18 protein-coding genes and 1 other RNA gene are annotated in these 20,744 nt (G+C 51.0%); 9 read left to right on the forward strand and 10 right to left on the reverse strand.

Annotation, left to right across the window (positions count from 1 at the left end; translation table 11 throughout):
• Positions 1-34: 34 nt before the first annotated feature.
• The 9 genes from OGX66_RS06820 to ydiK form a co-directional block, all read right to left on the reverse strand.
• Positions 35-1,186, reverse strand: coding sequence for an acyl-CoA dehydrogenase (locus OGX66_RS06820; RefSeq protein ID WP_003836610.1), 1,152 nt, complete (start codon positions 1,184-1,186; stop codon positions 35-37).
• A gap of 13 nt (positions 1,187-1,199) precedes the next feature.
• Positions 1,200-2,795 carry an acyl CoA:acetate/3-ketoacid CoA transferase gene (locus tag OGX66_RS06825; protein WP_057101589.1) on the reverse strand — a complete coding sequence of 532 codons (1,596 nt, stop codon included), beginning with the start codon at positions 2,793-2,795 and terminating at the stop codon, positions 1,200-1,202.
• Between the two features lie 155 nt (positions 2,796-2,950).
• Positions 2,951-3,709 (reverse strand): type I 3-dehydroquinate dehydratase, encoded by a 759-nt coding sequence (gene aroD, locus OGX66_RS06830; RefSeq protein ID WP_270932839.1) that lies wholly within the window; start codon positions 3,707-3,709, stop codon positions 2,951-2,953.
• A gap of 36 nt (positions 3,710-3,745) precedes the next feature.
• Positions 3,746-4,612, reverse strand: coding sequence for a quinate/shikimate dehydrogenase (gene ydiB / locus OGX66_RS06835; RefSeq protein ID WP_003836604.1), 867 nt, complete (start codon positions 4,610-4,612; stop codon positions 3,746-3,748).
• Positions 4,613-4,633: 21 nt separating this feature from the next.
• Positions 4,634-5,869 carry an MFS transporter gene (locus OGX66_RS06840; protein ID WP_270932838.1) on the reverse strand — a complete coding sequence of 412 codons (1,236 nt, stop codon included), beginning with the start codon at positions 5,867-5,869 and terminating at the stop codon, positions 4,634-4,636.
• Positions 5,870-6,110: 241 nt separating this feature from the next.
• Positions 6,111-7,331 carry an MFS transporter gene (locus tag OGX66_RS06845; protein WP_003836599.1) on the reverse strand — a complete coding sequence of 407 codons (1,221 nt, stop codon included), beginning with the start codon at positions 7,329-7,331 and terminating at the stop codon, positions 6,111-6,113.
• A gap of 48 nt (positions 7,332-7,379) precedes the next feature.
• Complete coding sequence (locus OGX66_RS06850; RefSeq protein ID WP_003836596.1) at positions 7,380-7,736, reverse strand: YdiL family protein; 357 nt, start codon at positions 7,734-7,736, stop codon at positions 7,380-7,382.
• A gap of 157 nt (positions 7,737-7,893) precedes the next feature.
• Positions 7,894-8,001: antisense sRNA RprA (gene rprA / locus OGX66_RS06855), an RNA gene on the reverse strand.
• A 184-nt stretch (positions 8,002-8,185) separates the two neighbouring features.
• Complete coding sequence (gene ydiK, locus OGX66_RS06860) at positions 8,186-9,295, reverse strand: AI-2E family transporter YdiK (protein WP_003030544.1); 1,110 nt, start codon at positions 9,293-9,295, stop codon at positions 8,186-8,188.
• 213 nt (positions 9,296-9,508) lie between these two features.
• Here ydiK and ydiJ point away from each other — a divergent pair, with 213 nt between their 5' ends.
• The 3 genes from ydiJ to OGX66_RS06875 all read left to right on the forward strand — a co-directional run bounded on the left by ydiJ (position 9,509) and on the right by OGX66_RS06875 (position 13,238).
• Complete coding sequence (ydiJ, locus tag OGX66_RS06865; RefSeq protein ID WP_048997932.1) at positions 9,509-12,565, forward strand: D-2-hydroxyglutarate dehydrogenase YdiJ; 3,057 nt, start codon at positions 9,509-9,511, stop codon at positions 12,563-12,565.
• Positions 12,562-12,972 (forward strand): 1,4-dihydroxy-2-naphthoyl-CoA hydrolase, encoded by a 411-nt coding sequence (gene menI / locus OGX66_RS06870; RefSeq protein ID WP_003030541.1) that lies wholly within the window; start codon positions 12,562-12,564, stop codon positions 12,970-12,972. The genes ydiJ and menI overlap by 4 nt, the downstream gene beginning before the upstream one ends.
• Before the next feature lie 77 nt (positions 12,973-13,049).
• Entirely contained in the window at positions 13,050-13,238 is a 189-nt protein-coding gene (locus OGX66_RS06875; protein WP_003030540.1) for a YdiH family protein, read from the forward strand.
• A 66-nt stretch (positions 13,239-13,304) separates the two neighbouring features.
• On the opposite strand, the gene OGX66_RS06880 is transcribed toward OGX66_RS06875, so the two are convergent.
• Positions 13,305-14,156, reverse strand: a complete 852-nt coding sequence (locus tag OGX66_RS06880) for a Vmh family MBL fold metallo-hydrolase (protein WP_016150139.1) — start codon at positions 14,154-14,156, stop codon at positions 13,305-13,307.
• 122 nt (positions 14,157-14,278) lie between these two features.
• On the opposite strand from OGX66_RS06880, the gene OGX66_RS06885 reads away from it, so the two are divergent.
• The 6 genes from OGX66_RS06885 to sufS all read left to right on the forward strand — a co-directional run bounded on the left by OGX66_RS06885 (position 14,279) and on the right by sufS (position 20,738).
• The gene (locus tag OGX66_RS06885; RefSeq protein ID WP_008323864.1) at positions 14,279-15,157 is read left to right on the forward strand and encodes a LysR family transcriptional regulator; all 879 of its coding nucleotides are present in this window, start codon (positions 14,279-14,281) and stop codon (positions 15,155-15,157) included.
• Between the two features lie 490 nt (positions 15,158-15,647).
• Positions 15,648-16,016: a Fe-S cluster assembly scaffold SufA gene (sufA, locus tag OGX66_RS06890; protein WP_003029385.1), complete on the forward strand. Its 369-nt coding sequence runs from the start codon at positions 15,648-15,650 to the stop codon at positions 16,014-16,016.
• Between the two features lie 8 nt (positions 16,017-16,024).
• Positions 16,025-17,512, forward strand: coding sequence for a Fe-S cluster assembly protein SufB (sufB, locus tag OGX66_RS06895; protein ID WP_003836585.1), 1,488 nt, complete (start codon positions 16,025-16,027; stop codon positions 17,510-17,512).
• 16 nt (positions 17,513-17,528) lie between these two features.
• Positions 17,529-18,275 (forward strand): Fe-S cluster assembly ATPase SufC, encoded by a 747-nt coding sequence (gene sufC, locus OGX66_RS06900; RefSeq protein WP_193862681.1) that lies wholly within the window; start codon positions 17,529-17,531, stop codon positions 18,273-18,275.
• On the forward strand, positions 18,250-19,521 hold the full coding sequence (sufD, locus tag OGX66_RS06905; protein ID WP_003836582.1) for a Fe-S cluster assembly protein SufD: 1,272 nt from the start codon (positions 18,250-18,252) through the stop codon (positions 19,519-19,521). Before sufC ends, sufD begins: the two co-directional genes overlap by 26 nt.
• Complete coding sequence (sufS, locus tag OGX66_RS06910) at positions 19,518-20,738, forward strand: cysteine desulfurase SufS (protein ID WP_044712283.1); 1,221 nt, start codon at positions 19,518-19,520, stop codon at positions 20,736-20,738. Before sufD ends, sufS begins: the two co-directional genes overlap by 4 nt.
• Positions 20,739-20,744: the final 6 nt, after the last annotated feature.

The raw sequence follows: 20,744 nt of genomic DNA on the forward strand, positions 1-20,744 counted from the left end.
TAGCGTATCTGCGCTATCCGGTCAGTTATACCGCTTACTTATTCTGATAATCCTTTAGGATTTGGCGACCCGCGACGTAAATCATGATTTCATCGGTACCACCGCCAATGCGCTCACAGCGGACATCGCGCCAGAATCGGGATACGCGTGCTTCATCGGTGTAACCCAGTCCGCCCATGATCTGAATTGCGTCGTCAATCACTTCCATTGCCGTACGTGCACAATACAGTTTTGCCAGTGCCGCACTGGTTCGCAGCGACTGTTCCTGATCGGCCTGCCAGGCGACCTTCAGCACCATATTGCGCATGTTTTCAATTTTGATTGCCATCAGCGCCAGTTTTTCCTGGATCATCTGGTTATGACCGATCGGCTTACCAAATGCGATGCGCTGGTTAGCGTAGCGGGCGGCATCTTCGAAGGCGCATTCGGCAAAACCCGTGCTGCGCGCGGCGTTGATCAGGCGTTCCATTTCGAAGTTGTACATTACGTTGAGGAAGCCCATGCCTTCTTCGCCGACCATATCGCTTTCGTCCACTTCAACGTCATCAAGATAGACTTCGCAGGTGCTTAACATGTGCCAGCCGATTTTATGCAGCGGGTTAACCTTAATGCCCGGTTTCTTAGAATCCACCCACCACAACGTAAAGGCTTTCTTCGGATCTTTCGGCTCCGGGTCGCGAGCCAGTACCAGCATGTATGGATACTCTTTAGCGCCAGTGATAAACGTTTTTTGCCCGTTGAGATACACCTTGCCATTTTTGCGGGTGTAGCTGGTGGTGGCACTATTATTATCGGAGCCTGCTCCCGGCTCGGTTAATGCCAGCGCATACGCCGGATCGCCCGTTTCCATGGTGCTTTCTGCTGTTTTACGCAGCTGCTCGGCGGAGCCAAAACGTCGCATGCTGTGGATGCACTGACCGTTAGTGATCAAAAAAGCGGGCGCGCCACATTTTGACACTTCCATCAGCGCCAGCATCTGGGTGACGTAATCAGCCGGTATGCCGCCAAACTCTTCCGGAACGCCCAGCATCGAAATGCCGTTGTCCGCAAGGGCTCGCATAAATTCCTTCGGATAAGTCGCCGTCTGATCGCAGGTACGGAAATACTCCTCCGGGAAATTGCTGGTAATCAGCTCACGAATGCTGGCAAGCAACAGTTCTTGTTCTTCAGTTAATGAAAAGTCCATCAGGGTACTCCTTTTAATTGGCTGCGTCGGGTAATACAAAGCCCATCGAGGCATCGATAAATAATCTTTCGTCCATCAATTTCAGGTCTGGGGAAATAATCGGTGTGAAATCCATTTTGTCCAGGATGTCTTCCTGTAAAGAGACTCCCGGTGCAATTTCGATTAAATGAAGACCATCTGCTTTTAACGTAAATACAGCGCGTTCAGTGATGTAACGCACATCAAGTCCACGTTCGAGGGCAATTTTTCCGCTGAAAGTCACTTCAGGTAATTCATTAACGAATTTTTTCACCCGACCTTCCTGCACGATATTTAACTTACCGTCCGCAACTTCCGTTTTCAGACTTCCGGCAGTTAACGTGCCGCAGAAAATAATTTTTTTGGAAGTGGCGCTAATATCGATAAAACCGCCGGTACCCATGATTTTGCCATTGAATTTGTGTACGCCGACGTTGCCGTGGCGATCCACTTCGGCAAAACTTAAATAGCACACATCCAGCCCGCCACCGTGATAGAAGTCAAACTGGGACGTCATATCCAGAATGGCGCGAGTGTTGACGTTGGCACCGAAAGCAATGCCTTGAGAGGTGATGCCGCCAATCGGACCCGTTTCGACTGTCAGAATAAAATCGTCAGCACAGCTTTCTTCGCGCGCGACGAGACCAATGCCATCGGCAATACCTACGCCAACGTTGCCGACCGCACCTTTGCGCATTTCAAACAGGGCGCGTCGGGCCACCAGTTTACGCTGATTGAGCGGCAGGGCAGTTTGTTGGCTGTCATCGAGCACAAAATCGCCAGAGATAAAGCGGTTAACCGGCGCACCACCGTACAGTTGCGTTTGGTCGGGGTCGATGACCACAATATCGACCAGATAGCCGGGAATACGTACCGACTTCGGATGCAAAGTGGCTTTCTTCACCATTTTTTGCACCTGCATCATAACGATGCCGCCGTTATTGTGTACGGCCTGGGCAATCACCAGCGCATCAAGATACATAACTTCATCTTCAAAGGTGGCATAGCCTTCGCTGTCACAGGTGGTGGCGCGAATAAAGGCGATGTTTGGCGCAATGGCTTTGTAATACAGGTACTCTTTGTTATCAATTTCCACCAATTTGATCAGATCTTCGGTGGTCACTTCATTCAGCTTACCGCCCTGTTGGCGAGGGTCAACAAATGTACCGATGCCGATATCACTGAGGATCCCAGGCTGGTGGGCTGCCGATGCACGCAGGGTTTGGGTTAATACGCCCTGAGGATAGTTATAGGCGGCAATTTTATTTTGTTCCGCCAGGTCGGAGATTCGTGGTGATTGTCCCCAGTGTCCGCATAATGCCCATTTGACTAAGCCTTCCTGTGCCAGCGGGCTAATTCCCCGGTCGGCACGGTCACCCAGACCCGTAGGGCTAATCAACGCTAGATTCCGTGGTGACTGAGAATTTTTATATTTTTCAGCCAGCGCGTTAATTAATGTTGTTGCTTCGAGAATACCGCCACCTGCACCTAATACACAAAGAGTTGCTTCATCAGGAATATAATTAACTGCATCTGCTGCGGATAATACAGGTACCCGACCATCTATACGATTTGGTCTTGAAAATTTCATGTGAACTCCAGATTATATGCGTGCGACTACCTGTCGCTATATTCGACAATAATATTGTGCGTAATTTAATAACGTTTAATCATCGGCCAGATATCCGTGGTTAGACGAATATCTGGGGTAGGGCATTACTGATATTTATATGGATATATCTGTAATTAAGCCTGATGCAATATTGTCAATACAGTACGCAGGTCGGTGACCGAAATTTGTCCTGGGGCGGAGGCTTTTTTTACTGCCCCAAAGGTTGCCGCTGAACCGAAAACTTCACCAGACAGACGTGAAATCACCCCTGTTTTAGCCATCGACATGGTGATTATCGGGCGATCGGCATAGCGTTCTTGCATTTTCAGCGTGGCGCTAAGCAGCGTCAGAACATCCGCTTTATTTTGCGGCATCAAGGCAATTTTGGGGATGTCTGCGCCTAGTTTCTGCATTTTACGCAGGCGCTGGACAATCTCTTCTGCAGCTGGTGTCTTATGAAAATCGTGATTGGACATAATCACAAAGACATTTTTCGCGTGCGCATGCTCGACGGTCGCTTTGACCAGTTCGTCTCCGGTAAACAGTTCCAGATCGATCATATCCACCAGACCGCTGTCTACCGCCGCGCGGTTAAGTGCAATATAGTTTTCGACAGACAGTGCCTGTTCACCGCCTTCTTTGGCGCTGCGGAAGGTGAAAAGTAGCGGTTTGTCCGCTATCACATCGCGGATGGCGCGAGCCGCTTCCAGCACGGCATCTGTGGAAGAGACATCGCCGAAATGGTCAACGCGCCATTCCAGAATGTCGAAATCCGCTTCGCGATAGGCCAGCGCTTCGCTTTTTACCGTTGCGATGTCTATACCCATCAGCGACACAATGATCTTCGGCGCACCATCGCCAATAACGAGGTTTCTTACGGTTACGGTTTTCATTGATTACCCTTTAACTATTCTACAAATGCTTGCCCGTCAGGCGGCAAAACCCATAACCTGTTTCACATACTCCAGCGGGAAATCTTTCCCGGTCCAGAGCTTGAACTGTTCAGCCCCTTGCCATAACAACATGCCGTAACCATCAATTGTTTTGCAACCAGCACTTTGTGCCTGCTGCAATAATTTGGTCATATGCGGGTTGTAGACGCATTCGGTTACCAGCAGTTCCGGACGTAGCAGGGAAGCGTCGGTCACGAGAGATTCATTTTCCAGCGGCTTCATGCCGACTTTTGTTCCGTTGGTTAAAATATCCGCGCTGGCAAGTGCGTCAGCAAAAGCCTGGCGATCTGCGAGATCGATAACAGTGACCACGCAGTCGGTGTTTTCATTGACGCGTTTGGCAAACTCCTGCGCTTTGGCAAAAAACTCATCCTGGCGGTTAAAGAGTTTAATTTCTTTGATGCCTTCAATCGCTGCCTGTGCACCAATGGCTGTCGACGCACCGCCTGCGCCCAACAGTACCATGGTTTTACCTTTGATATCGAAACCACTTTCCTTAATTGCACGAATATGACCCGTGCCATCGGTATTGTAACCACGCAGGTAACCATCATCATTGACGATAGTATTAATTGCACCGACCAGTTTGGCGGCAGGTGTTAATTCATCAACATATTCACATGCTAGCTGCTTGTTGGGCATTGAGACCCCTGTACCACGCATCTTTAAGGCCTTCAGCCCGGCAATTGCATTAGCAAACGTTGAGTTATCGACTTCAAATGCCATATAAGTGAATGGCAATCCCGCTTTTTCTAATGCCTTATTTTGCATTTCAGGCGACAGACTGTGTCTGATAGGGTAGGCCATCAATCCAATTAGTTCATATTTAGCAGTTACGTCCATTTGATACTCCTTCTAAACAATTTATTGAAAATAACGTTCGCCCAACCGCACATCATTTTTGGGGATATCAAATACGCGGTAGTAACGAATAAAGACGATGATGGCGGTGATGAAGGCCAGCAGAGCAAATGCAAAGTCCAGCAAAATGATGTACTGCAGACCAATGTTAGAGAGGTATCCGGTGATTAATGGGATAATAAAGTTGGCTACGCCACCCATCATCATATAAATACTGGTGACTTTGGCTTTGCTCTTGGGAAAGAATTCAGACATCACCGAGACACCGAGCTGTAAAATACCGCCAGCGGCAGAGAATCCAATGAGAAATGAACCGACGTTACACACCAGCGGAGAGGGATATAAGTAGATGACGGCTGCGGTGATGGTTGCCAGCCCGGCGTTAAACACATTTGCCCAAATAGGTCGAACCCATTTTTTTAACAGAGCGGCAAAAATAAATACGCAGACCAATGATCCCATACTGTAGTAAGAGATTGTCTTCAGTGCGTCAGATTCTGCCATGCCGGCAAAGGCCATCGCATATTTTGGCATCCAGACCACGATGACGTAAAAAGTCGAAAAGGCAGCAACACCAAACATGACGGATGCCACACCTTCCAGCCAGACCAACGGTTTACTGTTCATCTGTGGCAGATCTTTCGCGATGCCAGCATCCACCATCTGGCCAGGGAAGCGACTTCTTAGCAGCATCAAGGTAATGACGACAAACAACGCACCCGGGATAATGACCGCATAACCGTACCAGATATGGTTGAGCAGCATGGTGCTGACGACGATGGGGTAGATCATCTGCCCAAACGAGACCATAGCTTTCACCAGGATAACGGCTGAGCCAGAGGCTTTAGGGAAGCATTCCATTAACGCCGGGTACCCGCCGGTATCCAGTGCCGAGTTTGCCACGCCAACGCAAACGGCCAGAATAAAGGCAACCATCAGATTAGGGCTGGCGGGAATACCGAAGAAGAACAGTATATAAAGAATAGCGCCTAACAGAATGATAGCCCGACGACCAAATTTATCTGAGAGCACGCCAAAGAATAAGATGCTCACCAGTCGCCCCAGACCAATGCCTGAAATCAAATAGGCAATTCCTGCATTGTCGGTGGAAAACTTTTCTGCAAGAGAGGTCATATTTTGCGCCAGTGTAATGACGCTAATGCCGTGTAGGAAATAACTTAAATAAATACAGATTATCGCCAAAAGAAATGGCGTATTAAAGGTCTTGCTTTGAGACATTTTCACAACTCCTTGCGGATTTTAAAATTGTTCTGTGCTCGTCGATATTGTTTAAATTGCGGCGACCTTGTAATTAATATACTGGGCGGCAGCCACAGAACCTACATAGCATGGCGTTTAAGTTACCAGGTATATTGCATAACACACTGTGAAATCGAACTCTGCCGGCCGGTGTTTTGCTGATGTTTTAAAACTGAAGTCAATTATTTTGCAGAAGAGGGGAACAATATTGCATCCACGCTTATTTTACGGCTTGTATCATCTTTAGCTGATGTTTTGACGTGATGTGGCTGCGATAACCAATAAACAACGCCAACAGGAATCCAACAGCGGCTATGCCAGTATCAAACCACATGATGTGAGCAATACTGGTTTCAGAGAGTTTTGCTGTTATCAATGGAATGGTGAAGGTCGCAATGCTGCCCGCGCTGTAGTAAATACCGGTCGCTTTGCCCTTCGCATGCGGAAAGCGTGCGGCCATCAGCGTTAAACCGATTTGCACAACGCCCCCTGCGGAAGAAAAACCGATGACAAACGCAAAGATAATGACAACGATAGGTGTCGGATGCAGACAAACCATCAGCAGTGCGACAAATGAGATAAACGTATACAGCATCAGCATCGATGTCGCGCGTTCTGCTTTTCGCGCCAGCGGGGCGGTGATCAGCACGCACAGTAGAGAGCCGCAGGTATAAATGCTTAACAGTTTGATAGATAACGTATAGGGCATTCCGGCGACAAACTGTCCGTATTGCGCCAGCCACTGGCTTACCAGGTAAAATGTCGCCATTGCGATGTAGCCGTACAGGGTGTAACTGGCAAGGTCGAGCAGGGAGCAACGATGTTCAGGTTGTCCGGTTTCCCGTTCAGCCGGTTGAGCCCGGATGACGGTATGAGGCCCGGGATGTGGCGGAAACCGACAGCGAAATAAAAACACACCGTTGAGTATCATAACGGCTGCCGCCAGCAGGAAGGACCAGCCAAACCAAAGTTCGGCCCATACCAGCAGACTGATAATCATTGGCAGCAGGAACTGACCGCTGGAGACGAAGGCTTTTATCAAAATATTGGCCGTGCTGGGTGAGCGGGGGAATGCCTCCATCAGGCTGGGATAGGTTCCGGCATCGAGAAAACTGTTTGCCATTCCCGCTAAAAAACCAAAAGCATAGGCAAGAAAAATACTGTGAGTATTTATGATGCCAATAAAGAAAATCAGGTAGCAGGTCATACCAAGGATAATAAATGGTCTGCGACCATAGCTATCGGAAAGCATCCCTGCTACTAATAAAACGCTTAAGCGGCCGATACCGAGTGAGGAAATAACAATCGAGACGCCCGCGGTATTGGTTTGCCACTGTTGTTCCAGTGAAGACATATTGAGGCTCATCAGAATGACCCCCATGCCGTGCACCAGGTAATTTAGGTACAGCCCTATCGCAGTGGAGAAATAGGTGTTTTTCATAATGTGTTACTCAGCGAAGAGGCTAAATAGGTATGGCGTTGCGATCTCTTAACACATACGCTCGAGATCGTGAGCATAGAGTTCAACAGCTGCCGACTGATAGATTTTCCAGTCGAGAAAACCATCGTGGTGATAAACCGCCTGAAAAGCGTTCAGATCGGGGAAAAAACGCATGGTGTTATTACCAATGCGGTTATTTATTTTGTCGATAATTGCATTAATTCTTAACTTCCTCTTGGCTTTCATTTCTGAACAAATGCGGACAATGTCGTCTGGAATTTCTCTTTCACCCTTTTCCCATTGTTGCCAGGCGACAACATTGTCATCGCGCGCGATATACCTGGCGCTTTCTTCCACCGTCATAGCAAAAATATGGCGGATCGCCTGTAGCTCTAATGCGTTCATTATTTGGTCGCTTCATAAAAGACGGTGGAATAGTAATAACATTGCTGTGGATATTTCGGCTTGAAGAGAGTCACAGTATTTTGTGCAATATTATTTGGTCCTTGACGGGGAAGATAATGTGTTGGTGCGTTAAGGTTGGTGGAGTGGCGCGCGAAGGACAAAAAAAAGCCCATCGTGGGAGATGGGCAAAGACTACACACAGCAATTCGTTGTTTCACTCAGGGGATTTCCATGCTTATAAATCAATGTGTTGATCTAAAGCCATGGGCTAATAGTAGGCATACTGATTTTTTACGTCGATCAGATTCATCTCAATAGTTTAAAAACTGTAAAGAATTTGCGACACAAATGAGTATTGAAAGAGGGACGAAGTTGGTTCTAATCCCGTAAGAGGGAGGGATTGATTAGTATTGTTAAACAATCAGGCGGCGTTGCCGCCTGATGTTGGATTACTTATTGCGTTCGATTTCAGCAATTTCTTCGAGGATTTCATCCGGATTGGTACCTGGTGCAGGGGCTTCGTTTACCCAGGCGGAGAACAGACGCCAGGAAACGGCCAGTACTACTGGACCGATAAACAGACCAATCATGCCGAAGGCAATCAATCCGCCGATGACTCCGGAGAGAATCAGGAGCAGTGGCAAATCGGCACCCATGCGAATCAGCATCGGTCGAATCACGTTATCCAGTGTTCCGACCACGCCGCTCCACACCAGCAGCACGGTGCCCCAGGTTGAATCCCCCGTCCAGTATAGCCAGATAATGGCCGGAATCAGTACCGGTAGCGGCCCCAGTTGCACCAGACATGACAGGATCATCAATACCGCCAGCAGTGTGGCATACGGCACACCGGTTACCGCCAGACCAATACCCCCGAGCACTGCCTGTACCAGAGCGGTGACCACAACGCCTAATGCGACGGCGCGAATGGCTTGTGCTGCCAGCAGAATGGCAGCATCTCCACGTTTTGAGGCAAGACGGCAGGCGAAGTGACGAATACCTAATGCGACTTGTTCACCGCGCCAGTACAACAGGGCACTGAACAGCAGCATCAGGCCACAGTGCATCATAAAGCGGCCGATATGCGCGGCCTGACCGACGAACCAGGTGGTGGTGGTGCCGATATAAGGACGAACCTTGGCCATAATCGCCGAACCGCCCATATCCAGTAAGCTGTGCCATGCGCCATACATTTTGGCACCCACCAGTGGAATGCTGTTCAACCATGCCAGATCCGGTAGTGTCATATCACCTGCGGTTACGGCATGGATCAGCGGCCCACTGCCATCGACGATGCTGTTAACCAGCAGCGCGATGGGGATGATGAACAACAGCACCAGCAACAGCGTCATCACCAGTACGGCAAGTGAACGGCGTCCCCAGAGCAATTTTTGTAAGCGTAGCAGGATAGGCCAGGTTGCAATGACAATCGTGCCTGCCCAGGCAAAACCGAGGATAAAGGGCTGAACAATCCAGAGACAGGCCACAATCAGGATGGCTAAAAACAGCACCGATAGCAGCACTTGTGCAATATCCCTGGGCTGACGGAAATTTACCATAAATACTTTTCACCTTTGTCTTTGCGCCAGAACGTTGACGCGACGTGAATACTTAAATCACACCCTGTAATGATGAGCAATTTCAGCGGTTTTGAACAGGCGGATTCTGCCTGTAAATCTGCTGAGCGTATTAGAAAAAAATGTGATACAACAAACAAAGCAACACGCAAACGATTAAATTCACAACACAGACCGCAGGAAAGGGTCACTATAATGATTCCACAAATTTCTCAGGCACCAGGTGTCGTTCAACTGGTGCTCAACTTTTTGCAGGCGCTGGAGCAGCAAGGATTTACGGGCGATACGGCAACGAGCTATGCCGATCGTCTAACAATGTCGACGGATAACAGTATTTATCAGCTGCTACCTGATGCTGTCGTTTTCCCTCGTTCAACCGCAGATGTGGCGCTAATCGCCCGTCTGGCGGCAGAACCGCTTTTCTCGTCGTTGATTTTTACCCCGCGCGGCGGCGGCACCGGGACCAACGGTCAGGCGCTGAACCAGGGCATTATTGTTGATATGTCCCGCTATATGAGCCGCATTATTGAAATCAACCCGCAAGAAGGTTGGGTGCGGGTAGAAGCCGGGGTGATAAAAGATCAGCTCAACCAGTTTCTGAAGCCTTACGGCTATTTCTTTGCCCCGGAATTATCCACCAGTAACCGGGCAACACTCGGCGGGATGATCAACACCGATGCGTCCGGGCAAGGATCGTTGGTTTACGGTAAAACTTCCGATCATGTGTTGGGCATCCGTGCGGTGCTGATGGGCGGTGATATTCTTGATACTCAGCCAATGCCGATCGAGCTTGCCGAAATGCTGGGGAAAAGCGATACCACCATTGGCCGCATCTATAAGACCGTTTATGAACGTTGTCGCGATAACCGACAGCTGATCATGGATAAATTCCCGAAACTTAATCGCTTCCTGACCGGGTACGATCTACGGCACGTCTTTAACGATGAGATGACCGAATTTGATTTAACCCGCATTCTCACCGGCTCTGAAGGTACGCTGGCGTTTATCACCGAAGCCCGTCTGGATATCACCCCGCTGCCAAAAGTCAGACAACTGGTTAACGTCAAGTACGACTCTTTCGACTCGGCGTTGCGTAATGCGCCGGTGATGGTGGAAGCACGCGCATTGTCGGTAGAAACTGTTGACTCCAAAGTACTCAATCTGGCGCGGGAAGATATCGTCTGGCACTCGGTAAGTGAATTGATTACCGATGTACCTGATAAAGAGATGCTGGGTCTGAACATTGTAGAGTTTGCCGGTGACGACGAAGTATTGATTAATTCGCAGGTCAGCGCACTGTGTGAACGTCTGGATGGCTTAATCGCTCGTCAGGAAGCGGGTGTCATTGGCTGGCAGCTGTGTACCGAACTGGCGGGAGTCGAACGAATTTACGCCATGCGCAAAAAGGCAGTCGGTCTGCTGGGTAATGCAAAAGGTTCCGCGAAGCCAATTCCGTTCGCCGAGGATACCTGCGTTCCGCCGGAGCATCTGGCGGACTATATTGCCGAGTTCCGCGCGCTACTCGACAGCCACGCCCTGAGTTACGGCATGTTTGGTCATGTAGACGCAGGCGTGCTGCATGTCAGACCGGCGTTGGATATGTGTGACCCGCAGCAGGAAGTGCTGATGAAACGCATTTCTGATGATGTTGTGGCGCTGACGGCGAAATATGGCGGTTTGCTGTGGGGCGAGCATGGGAAAGGTTTTCGTGCAGAATATAGCCCGGCGTTCTTCGGCGAGGAGCTGTATCGCGAACTGCGCAAAGTGAAATCGGTGTTTGATCCGCAAAACCGGCTGAATCCTGGGAAAATCTGTCCACCGGAAGACGTAGATGCGCCGATGATGAAAGTGGACGCGGTGAAACGCGGAACGTATGACCGTCAGATCCCTCTGGCCGTACGCCAGGAGTGGCGCGGGGCAATGGAGTGTAACGGCAACGGGTTATGCTTTAACTTCGATGCGAAAAGCCCTATGTGTCCGTCGATGAAAATCAGCCTCAACCGTATTCATTCGCCAAAAGGGCGAGCCACGTTAGTGCGTGAATGGCTGCGTTTGTTAGCGGATCGCGGGATTGACCCAATACAGCTGGAAAAAGAGCTACCGGAAAAACGCGCCAGTTTACGTTCGCTGATTGCCCGTACCCGCAACAGCTGGCATGCGCGCAAGGGTGAATACGATTTCTCACACGAAGTAAAAGAGGCGATGTCAGGTTGCCTGGCGTGTAAAGCCTGTTCCACCCAGTGTCCAATTAAAATTGATGTACCGGAGTTCCGTTCGCGCTTCCTCCAGCTGTACCACACGCGTTATCTGCGCCCGTTGCGCGATCACATGGTGGCGACCGTTGAGAGCTATGCGCCGTTAATGGCACGAGCGCCCAAAACGTTTAACTTCTTCATCAACCAGCCGCTGGTGCGAAACCTGGCTAAAAAGCACATTGGAATGGTTGATTTACCTCTGTTGTCTGCACCGTCGCTGCAACGCCAACTGGTGGGGCATCGCTCCGCCAATATGACGTTGGAACAGCTCGAATTACTCAGCCTTGAGCAAAAAGCCCGTACGGTGCTGGTGGTGCAGGACCCTTTCACCAGCTATTACGATGCGCAGGTGGTTGCTGACTTTATACGTCTGGTAGAGAAGCTGGGCATGCAGCCGGTACTGCTGCCGTTTTCGCCAAACGGCAAGGCGCAGCACATTAAAGGCTTCTTAAACCGTTTTGCCAAAACGGCGAAAAAGACATCCGAGTTTCTTAACCGGGTAGCGAAGCTGAATATTCCGATGGTGGGTGTTGATCCGGCGCTGGTGCTTTGTTATCGCGATGAATACAAGATGGTGCTGGGTGAACAACGGGGGGATTTCCATGTGTTGCTAGCCAACGAATGGTTATCGAAAGCTGTGGAAGCACAGCAGCCAGTCGCTGTTGGCGGTGAACCGTGGTACTTCTTTGGCCACTGTACCGAAGTGACGGCCTTGCCGGGCGCGCCTGCACAGTGGGCGGCTATTTTTGCTCGCTTTGGCGCAAAGCTGGAGAACGTCAGCGTGGGATGCTGTGGTATGGCTGGCACCTACGGCCACGAGGTAAAGAATCACCAAAACTCATTGGGGATCTATGAGTTATCATGGCACCAGGCAATGCAACGATTGCCACGTAACCGTTGTCTGGCTACCGGGTACTCCTGTCGCAGTCAGGTTAAACGCGTTGAAGGTACGGGCGTTCGCCACCCATTACAGGCACTGCTGGAGATTATAGGATGATCTGGAAACGTGAAGTCACACTCGAGGCGCTCAATGCCATGGGTGAAGGAAATATGGTTGGGCTGCTCGATATTCGTTTTGTGCACATTGGTGACGATACGCTGGAAGCTACAATGCCGGTGGACCATCGCACCAAACAACCCTTTGGGTTGCTGCACGGCGGCGCATCCGTGGTGCTGGCGGAAAGTATTGGTTCAGTAGCGGGATACCTGTGTACTCAGGGTGAGCAGAAAGTGGTGGGCCTGGAGATCAACGCCAACCATATCCGTTCTGCGCGGGAAGGGCACGTCAGGGGCGTATGTCGCGCGTTACATACCGGCTCTCGTCACCAGGTTTGGCAAATAGAGATCTTCGATGAGCAGGGACGATTGTGCTGTACTTCGCGTCTGACGACCGCAATTTTGTGATGCATATTGCTTTTGGTCATTATCTGCACAGGGAATGGTGTTATACTGTGCAGGTTTTGAACACAAGCGAGGATGATATGTCTACCCAATTAGACCCTGCCCAACTGGCAATAGAATTTTTACGTCGTGATAAAACCGATCTTTCACCGGCTCAGTACCTGAAAAGGCTGAAACAGCTTGAGCTGGAGTTTGCAGATCTGTTGGCGCTCTCTTCAACTGAACTGAAAGAAGAGATCTATTTTGCCTGGCGCATGGGCGTTCATTGATTCCGGTATGCTTATCGTAACGAAACCCCGACACGTGTTCGGGGTTATTTTGGCCTTAAATCTTCATTACCACTTCATCTCACCGCTGTTAACCTTCGCACTTAGTTCCAGCGAGCTTGCGTCTGCCAGACCTGGCCATGCTGCCGTCATGGTTTTAATCACATAATCCGATCCTTTCTTCGCCCCTAACGCCTGCTCAAACGACTGCAAATAGTCCTGGGTGAAGCGAATAGCTTTATCGCCGGTTGGGCGTTCGCCAATGTAATGACCCGGGACCACCTGAGTGGGCTGTAAGCTCTGCATTTCGCTCAGTACGTTACGCCATGTACTACGCTGTTCTTCAGATTGTGTATCCGCCGTCCAGACGTGAATACCTGAAGCCACGCCTGTGCCGCCAATAATGGCCCGATTCGCCGGGATCCAGATATACGCTGCATAATCGTTGGAGTGACGCAGTTCCAGCGGTTCACCATCAACCGTGAACTGCGTTTGCGTCGTCGCCTGCGGAACGGTGAGCGATGTTGGCGCGCCGTCCTTCATTTGCGGGCCCCAGAATTGCAGTTTGGCCTCTTTGGTGGCGCGGATATGGTCTACCACCTGCGGTGTTGCCAGAACTTTTACCTGTGGGAAAGCGTTGACGATAGGTTGCAGACCGAAATAGAAATCCGGATCGCCGGAAGTGATCACGATAGCCTTCAGCGTTTTACCGCTGGCGCGAATCATCTGCACCAGCTGTTCGCCATCTTTGGTGCTGAACTGGGCGTCAAACAAAATCGCCTCTTTGGGGCCAGACACCAGCGTCGAAGAGACCGGGAAAATACCCTTCTCCTGCGGATTATAGACGTTCAGCTGTAGCGGTGCGGCGAAAGCTGAAGACGCAAACAGAGGTAACAGCAGGGCCAGAGATTTAACTTTCATACCAGGTAACCTTATGCAGGGAATTGACTTTTGATAGTTCCCGTATTTTAAGCATATTCGTATCTGTTAGAATTCCCTCATTAGGACATGCTGAGTTTCATAAAACGATCGGATGGGATGCAATGGACAGAGTGATGGCGGCAACGGTATTTAACCATATCTGTGATTTGGGCAGTCTGAGCGCCGCTGCACGTGCATTGGGGCTTTCCCGTCCGATGGTCAGTCGTTACCTCGACGAGATGGAAAAATGGGCAGGCGCAAGGCTTATCCATCGCTCATCACGTCGGTTAACGATCACGCCAGCGGGTGAAGAGGCATTACTGAAAACGCGTTCTCTGGCGCAACTTTCGCTGGATATTGGTGCCGCCAGTGGCGCGCAAATTCCCTCAGGCACGCTACGTGTGGCCTGCGCCCATTTTACCGCCATGCATATTCTTGCTCCGGTTCTGCCGGCGTTTATGGAGCAATATCCGCAATTACGTATTGAGGTGGAGATCAATAATCAACCGGTAAGCCTTGTGGGGGAACGCATCGATGTGGCGATCCGCATAACGGATAATCCCGAGCCAGGAACCATCGCCCGTCGGTTGGGCGACTGTAAATCGGTACTTTGCGCGTCCGCAGATTATCTGCATCAACATGGCACGCCTGAGACAGTCGACGATCTCACTCGGCACAATTGCCTGTACTACAGCGGTTTTGCCGGACAATCCTGGCACTTTTTGGATGCCCAGGGGCAGTCTGTCTCCGTTGCAATCAAAGGGAATTTGAGTGCAGGGATCTCTTCGCTGCTCTGCGAGTCGGCGGTGGCAGGAATGGGAATCGCGTTGGTGCCAGAACTGGAAGCGCAGGAAGGGCTGGCGCAGGGAGCGTTAATTCGATTACTGCCAGAACTTCAACCTAAATGCTTACCAATTTATGGCTTATACCTTTCTCGGGAGCATCAGCCTGCGGGGCTACGTTTGCTGCTGGATGCGCTTAGTGGGGCGGCGCAATGCTAAAAAGGTAGCTAAACGTGCTCACAAAATAGTCAAACCGCAAGTTGTGTTAAAAAAAACTTAACGGTGTATGAGACTATTCTTATCGCCCCTTCAAGAGCTAAGCCATCGTGAGTGCCGGAGATAAGCGCCGGATGGGGCCGGAACCCTTAAGCCTGCCAGCAAGCAGACTTAAGGGTTTTTTGTCATTAGCATATTATTTGAATAGTTGTTTTCCCTGTTTTTATCCCTACCTATCCCTTAAATAGACATTATCTATACATCTTTTAATCTTTGACCTGCCTGAACGATTAGATTTCTATAATCCATTATTAATCAATGCATTGAACAAATAATTCCATTCCTGTAAACCCTCGCTGCAGGGTCTATGCTTAGTAAAAGTAGTCAAAAAGGGCGGTTAACCCGAATGCCCCTGCTGTTGAGGGGTTGAAGTGATAATCATTATCACTAACATGTTGTTATAGCTTAAAAGCTAGTGACTCGAGGTAACCCTATGGAATTGCATTCAGGAACATTTAACCCGGACGATTTTGCCTGGCGTGGACTGACGTTAACACCTGCGGCTGCGGCGCATATCCGTGAACTGGTGGCAAAGCAACCCGACATGTTGGGCGTACGCCTGGGCGTGAAGCAAACGGGATGCGCGGGATTCGGCTACGTGCTGGATACCGTGCGCGAGGCCCAAAAAGACGATCTCCTGTTTGAAACGGATGGCGCCAGACTGTATGTGCCTTTACAGGCGATGCCGTTCATCGACGGCACAGAAGTCGATTTCGTTCGCGAAGGATTAAATCAGTTATTTAAATTTCATAACCCGAAAGCCCAGAACGAATGCGGCTGTGGCGAAAGTTTTGGGGTATAGGCGGTACTATGTCTCGTAATACTGAAGCAACTGACGATGTCAACACCTGGGCTGGCGGGCACCTTAATTACAAAGAGGGCTTCTTCACCCAACTGCAAACCGATGAGCTGGCGAAAGGGATCAACGAAGAGGTCGTGCGCGCGATTTCGGCAAAACGTAATGAACCCGACTGGATGCTGGAATTCCGCCTGAATGCCTTTCGGGCATGGCTGACGATGGAAGAGCCGCACTGGCTAAAAGCGCACTACGACAAGCTGAATTATCAGGAGTACAGCTATTATTCCGCACCGTCCTGCGGTAACTGCGATGAAACCTGCGCATCTGAGCCGGGAGCGGTGCAGCAAACGGGGGCGAATGCGTTTTTAAGCAAAGAGGTTGAGGATGCCTTTGAACAGCTTGGCGTACCGGTCCGTGAAGGCAAAGAGGTGGCGGTTGATGCTATTTTTGACTCGGTATCGGTGGCGACCACCTATCGCGACAAACTGGCGGAACAGGGCATTATTTTCTGTTCGTTCGGTGAGGCGATTCACGATCATCCTGAGCTGGTAAAACAATATCTGGGCACCGTGGTTCCAGGTAATGACAACTTCTTTGCCGCGCTGAATGCAGCGGTGGCATCTGACGGCACGTTTATTTATGTACCGAAAGGCGTGCGTTGCCCCATGGAACTGTCGACCTATTTCCGTATCAATGCGGAAAAAACCGGGCAGTTTGAACGCACTATTCTGGTCGCGGATGAGGGCAGCTACGTCAGCTATATCGAAGGCTGTTCGGCTCCGGTGCGCGACAGCTACCAGCTGCATGCCGCGGTGGTAGAAGTCATCATCCACAAAGATGCCGAAGTGAAATACTCGACGGTGCAAAACTGGTTCCCCGGGGATGGTAACACCGGCGGCATTTTGAACTTCGTCACCAAGCGCGCTCTGTGCGAAGGTGAAAACAGCAAAATGTCGTGGACGCAGTCGGAAACCGGCTCGGCCATTACCTGGAAATACCCAAGTTGCATTTTGCGTGGCGACAACTCTATCGGCGAATTCTACTCCGTGGCCCTGACCAGTGGTCATCAGCAGGCCGATACAGGCACCAAGATGATCCACATCGGTAAAAACACCAAATCGACCATTATCTCGAAAGGGATCTCCGCCGGACACAGCCAGAACAGCTATCGCGGTTTAGTGAAAATCATGCCGACCGCCACCAACGCCCGCAACTATACCCAATGTGACTCGATGCTGATCGGGGCGGATTGCGGAGCGCACACATTCCCATATGTGGAGTGTCGTAACAACAGCGCCCAGCTCGAGCACGAAGCCACGACGTCGCGCATTGGCGAAGATCAGCTGTTTTACTGCCTGCAGCGCGGTATCAGCGAAGAGGATGCCATTTCGATGATCGTGAATGGTTTCTGTAAAGACGTGTTCTCTGAACTGCCGCTGGAATTTGCCGTGGAAGCGCAAAAACTTCTCGCCATAAGTCTTGAACACAGCGTCGGTTAAAATTTAAGGAAAGCACATGTTAAGCATCAAAGATTTACAGGTCAGTGTGGAAGATAAGGCGATCCTGCGTGGGCTGAGTCTTGAAATTTGCCCCGGAGAAGTGCACGCCATTATGGGGCCAAATGGTTCCGGGAAAAGTACGCTTTCCGCCACCTTGGCCGGACGTGATGACTATGAAGTCACCGGCGGGACGGTAGAATTCAACGGTAAGGATTTACTGGAACTGTCACCGGAAGACCGGGCCGGTGAAGGGATCTTTATGGCATTCCAGTATCCGGTGGAAATCCCCGGCGTCAGTAATCAGTTTTTCCTGCAAACGGCACTGAATGCGGTACGCACCTACCGTGGCGAAGAGTCACTGGACAGGTTTGACTTCCAGGATCTGATGGAAGAAAAAATTGCGTTGCTGAAGATGCCGGAAGATTTGCTCACGCGTTCGGTCAACGTTGGTTTCTCCGGCGGTGAGAAAAAGCGTAATGACATTTTGCAAATGGCGGTGCTGGAGCCTCAGTTGTGCATTCTGGATGAGTCGGACTCCGGGCTGGATATCGATGCGCTGAAAATCGTCGCCGACGGCGTGAACTCACTACGCGACGGGCAACGCTCATTCATTATCGTCACCCATTATCAACGCATTCTGGACTATATCAAACCCGATTATGTTCACGTTCTCTACCAGGGGCGAATAGTGAAGTCCGGTGATTTTACGCTGGTCAAACAACTTGAGGAGCAAGGTTATGGCTGGCTTAGCGAACAGCAGTAACGTGCTGCAACAGTGGCACCATCTGTTTGAAACGCAAGGTGAGACGCGCTCGCAACATGCCCAGCAGCATCTGCAGCAGATGCTGCGTCTGGGGCTGCCAACGCGTAAGCATGAGGACTGGAAATACACGCCGCTGGAGGGGTTAACCAATAGCCAGTTTGTCAGTCATGTCACTGAGATAACGTCAGCCCAGTGTGAAGCGTTAGCGCCGGCAATTGATGCCATACGACTGGTATTTGTCGACGGGCAATTCTCACCAACGCTGAGCGACAGAGCGGAAGGTAGTGGTTTTGACATTACCATTGACGATGCGCGCCAGATGCTGCCAGCGGCTATCCAACCGGAAGTGTTTCTGCACCTGACCGAAAGCCTGTCGCGTAGCGTCACTCACATTCAGGTGAAGCGTAACCAGCGCCCAGCGAAACCGCTGCTGCTACTGCACATTACCCAGGGGCTGGCGGGCGATGAGGTGAACACGGCGCACTATCGCCACCATCTGGAGCTGGCGGAAGGCGCAGAAGCCACCGTTATTGAACACTATGTCAGCCTCAGCGAGCTTCGCCATTTCACCGGCGCACGTTTAACCATGAATGTCGCGGCGAATGCGCACTTGCGCCACATCAAACTGGCGTTTGAGAACCCACAGAGCCACCATTTCGCGCACAATGACATTCAATTGGGGGCGGATGCCACGGCCGCCAGCCACAGTTTTTTACTCGGTGATGCGGTGCTGCGTCATAACACCAGCACCCAGCTTAACGGCGAAAACACCACGCTTCGGCTCAACAGCCTGGCAATGCCGGTGAAAAATGAAGTCTGCGACACCCGCACCTGGCTTGAGCATAACAAAGGATATTGCAACAGCCGCCAGCTGCATAAAACGATCGTCAGCGATAAGGGGCGGGCGGTATTCAATGGCCTGATCAACGTCGCTCAACACGCTATTAAAACCGATGGCCAGATGACCAACAATAATTTGCTGCTTGGTAAACTGGCGGAAGTGGATACCAAGCCGCAGCTTGAAATCTATGCCGACGACGTGAAATGCAGTCACGGGGCGACGGTAGGGCGGATCGACGACGAGCAGATGTTCTATTTGCGTTCGCGCGGGATCGGCCAGCAAGATGCCCAACAAATGATTCTCTATGCGTTTGCCGCTGAGCTAACGGAAGCCCTGGGCGAGGAAACGCTGAAACAACAGGTACTGGCACGGATCGCCCAACGCTTGCCGGGAGGCGTAGCATGACATTTCCCATTGAAAAAGTGCGGGCCGATTTTCCGGTTCTGACGCGTGAAGTGAATGGTTTACCGTTGGCGTATCTGGATAGCGCGGCCAGCGCGCAAAAGCCGAACCAGGTGATTGATGCCGAAGCCGAGTTCTACCGTCACGGCTATGCGGCGGTCCACCGCGGTATCCATACGCTGAGCGCTCAGGCTACGGAAAAAATGGAGAATGTGCGCAAGCTCGCTTCGCTGTTTATTAACGCCCGCTCCGCCGAAGAGCTGGTGTTTGTTCGCGGTACGACGGAGGGCATCAACCTGGTGGCGAACAGCTGGGGCAGCAGCAATGTGCGGGCGGGCGATAACATTATCATCAGCGAAATGGAGCACCATGCCAATATTGTGCCCTGGCAGATGCTGTGTGCACGCGTAGGTGCAGAACTGCGCGTTATCCCGCTCAATGCCGATGGTACGTTGCAGCTGGAAACGCTGCCGACGCTGTTTGACGATCGCACGAAGCTGTTGGCGATTACCCACGTATCTAACGTGCTGGGCACGGAAAACCCGTTGGGTGAGATGATCGCGCTGGCGCATCAATACGGCGCGAAAGTGCTGGTGGATGGCGCGCAGGCGGTGATGCATCATCAGGTGGATGTGCAGGCGCTGGATTGCGATTTTTATGTTTTCTCCGGGCATAAACTTTACGGTCCAACCGGTATTGGCGTTCTGTATGCCAGAGAGTCGCTGCTGCAGGAGATGCCGCCGTGGGAAGGCGGTGGTTCAATGATTGCGACGGTGAGTTTGAGTCAGGGAACGACGTGGGCCAAAGCGCCCTGGCGGTTTGAAGCCGGAACGCCGAACACCGGGGGCATTATCGGACTCGGCGCGGCTATTGAATATGTTTCAGCGCTGGGGCTGACTGAAATCAGCGAATATGAACAGTTCATGATGCGCTATGCGTTGGAACAGCTGGCGGATGTGCCGGATTTAACAATCTACGGACCGGATAACCGTCTGGGTGTGATTGCGTTTAACCTCGGCAAGCATCACGCCTATGACGTCGGGAGTTTTCTCGATAACTATGGCATCGCCGTGCGGACGGGGCATCACTGCGCAATGCCGCTGATGGCCTTTTATAACGTTCCCGCGATGTGCCGGGCGTCGATTGCAATGTATAACACCCATGAAGAAGTGGATCGCCTGGTAACGGGCCTCAAGCGTATTCACCATTTACTGGGCTAACAGGGA

This window comes from Citrobacter sp. Cf072 (genome assembly GCF_030334485.1).
Taxonomy (GTDB): Bacteria; Pseudomonadota; Gammaproteobacteria; order Enterobacterales; family Enterobacteriaceae; genus Citrobacter; species Citrobacter freundii.

Coding starts and splice junctions, on each gene's coding strand:
- OGX66_RS06885 (WP_008323864.1), top strand. CDS start 14,279: ATGGACAGAGTGATGGCGGCAACGGTATTTAACCATATCTGTGATTTG.
- ydiB (WP_003836604.1), bottom strand. CDS start 4,612: ATGGACGTAACTGCTAAATATGAACTAATTGGATTGATGGCCTACCCT.
- sufC (WP_193862681.1), top strand. CDS start 17,529: ATGTTAAGCATCAAAGATTTACAGGTCAGTGTGGAAGATAAGGCGATC.
- sufA (WP_003029385.1), top strand. CDS start 15,648: ATGGAATTGCATTCAGGAACATTTAACCCGGACGATTTTGCCTGGCGT.
- OGX66_RS06850 (WP_003836596.1), bottom strand. CDS start 7,736: ATGAACGCATTAGAGCTACAGGCGATCCGCCATATTTTTGCTATGACG.
- OGX66_RS06825 (WP_057101589.1), bottom strand. CDS start 2,795: ATGAAATTTTCAAGACCAAATCGTATAGATGGTCGGGTACCTGTATTA.
- OGX66_RS06840 (WP_270932838.1), bottom strand. CDS start 5,869: ATGTCTCAAAGCAAGACCTTTAATACGCCATTTCTTTTGGCGATAATC.
- aroD (WP_270932839.1), bottom strand. CDS start 3,709: ATGAAAACCGTAACCGTAAGAAACCTCGTTATTGGCGATGGTGCGCCG.
- sufD (WP_003836582.1), top strand. CDS start 18,250: ATGGCTGGCTTAGCGAACAGCAGTAACGTGCTGCAACAGTGGCACCAT.
- OGX66_RS06875 (WP_003030540.1), top strand. CDS start 13,050: ATGTCTACCCAATTAGACCCTGCCCAACTGGCAATAGAATTTTTACGT.
- menI (WP_003030541.1), top strand. CDS start 12,562: ATGATCTGGAAACGTGAAGTCACACTCGAGGCGCTCAATGCCATGGGT.
- OGX66_RS06880 (WP_016150139.1), bottom strand. CDS start 14,156: ATGAAAGTTAAATCTCTGGCCCTGCTGTTACCTCTGTTTGCGTCTTCA.
- ydiK (WP_003030544.1), bottom strand. CDS start 9,295: ATGGTAAATTTCCGTCAGCCCAGGGATATTGCACAAGTGCTGCTATCG.
- OGX66_RS06845 (WP_003836599.1), bottom strand. CDS start 7,331: ATGAAAAACACCTATTTCTCCACTGCGATAGGGCTGTACCTAAATTAC.
- sufS (WP_044712283.1), top strand. CDS start 19,518: ATGACATTTCCCATTGAAAAAGTGCGGGCCGATTTTCCGGTTCTGACG.
- ydiJ (WP_048997932.1), top strand. CDS start 9,509: ATGATTCCACAAATTTCTCAGGCACCAGGTGTCGTTCAACTGGTGCTC.
- OGX66_RS06820 (WP_003836610.1), bottom strand. CDS start 1,186: ATGGACTTTTCATTAACTGAAGAACAAGAACTGTTGCTTGCCAGCATT.
- sufB (WP_003836585.1), top strand. CDS start 16,025: ATGTCTCGTAATACTGAAGCAACTGACGATGTCAACACCTGGGCTGGC.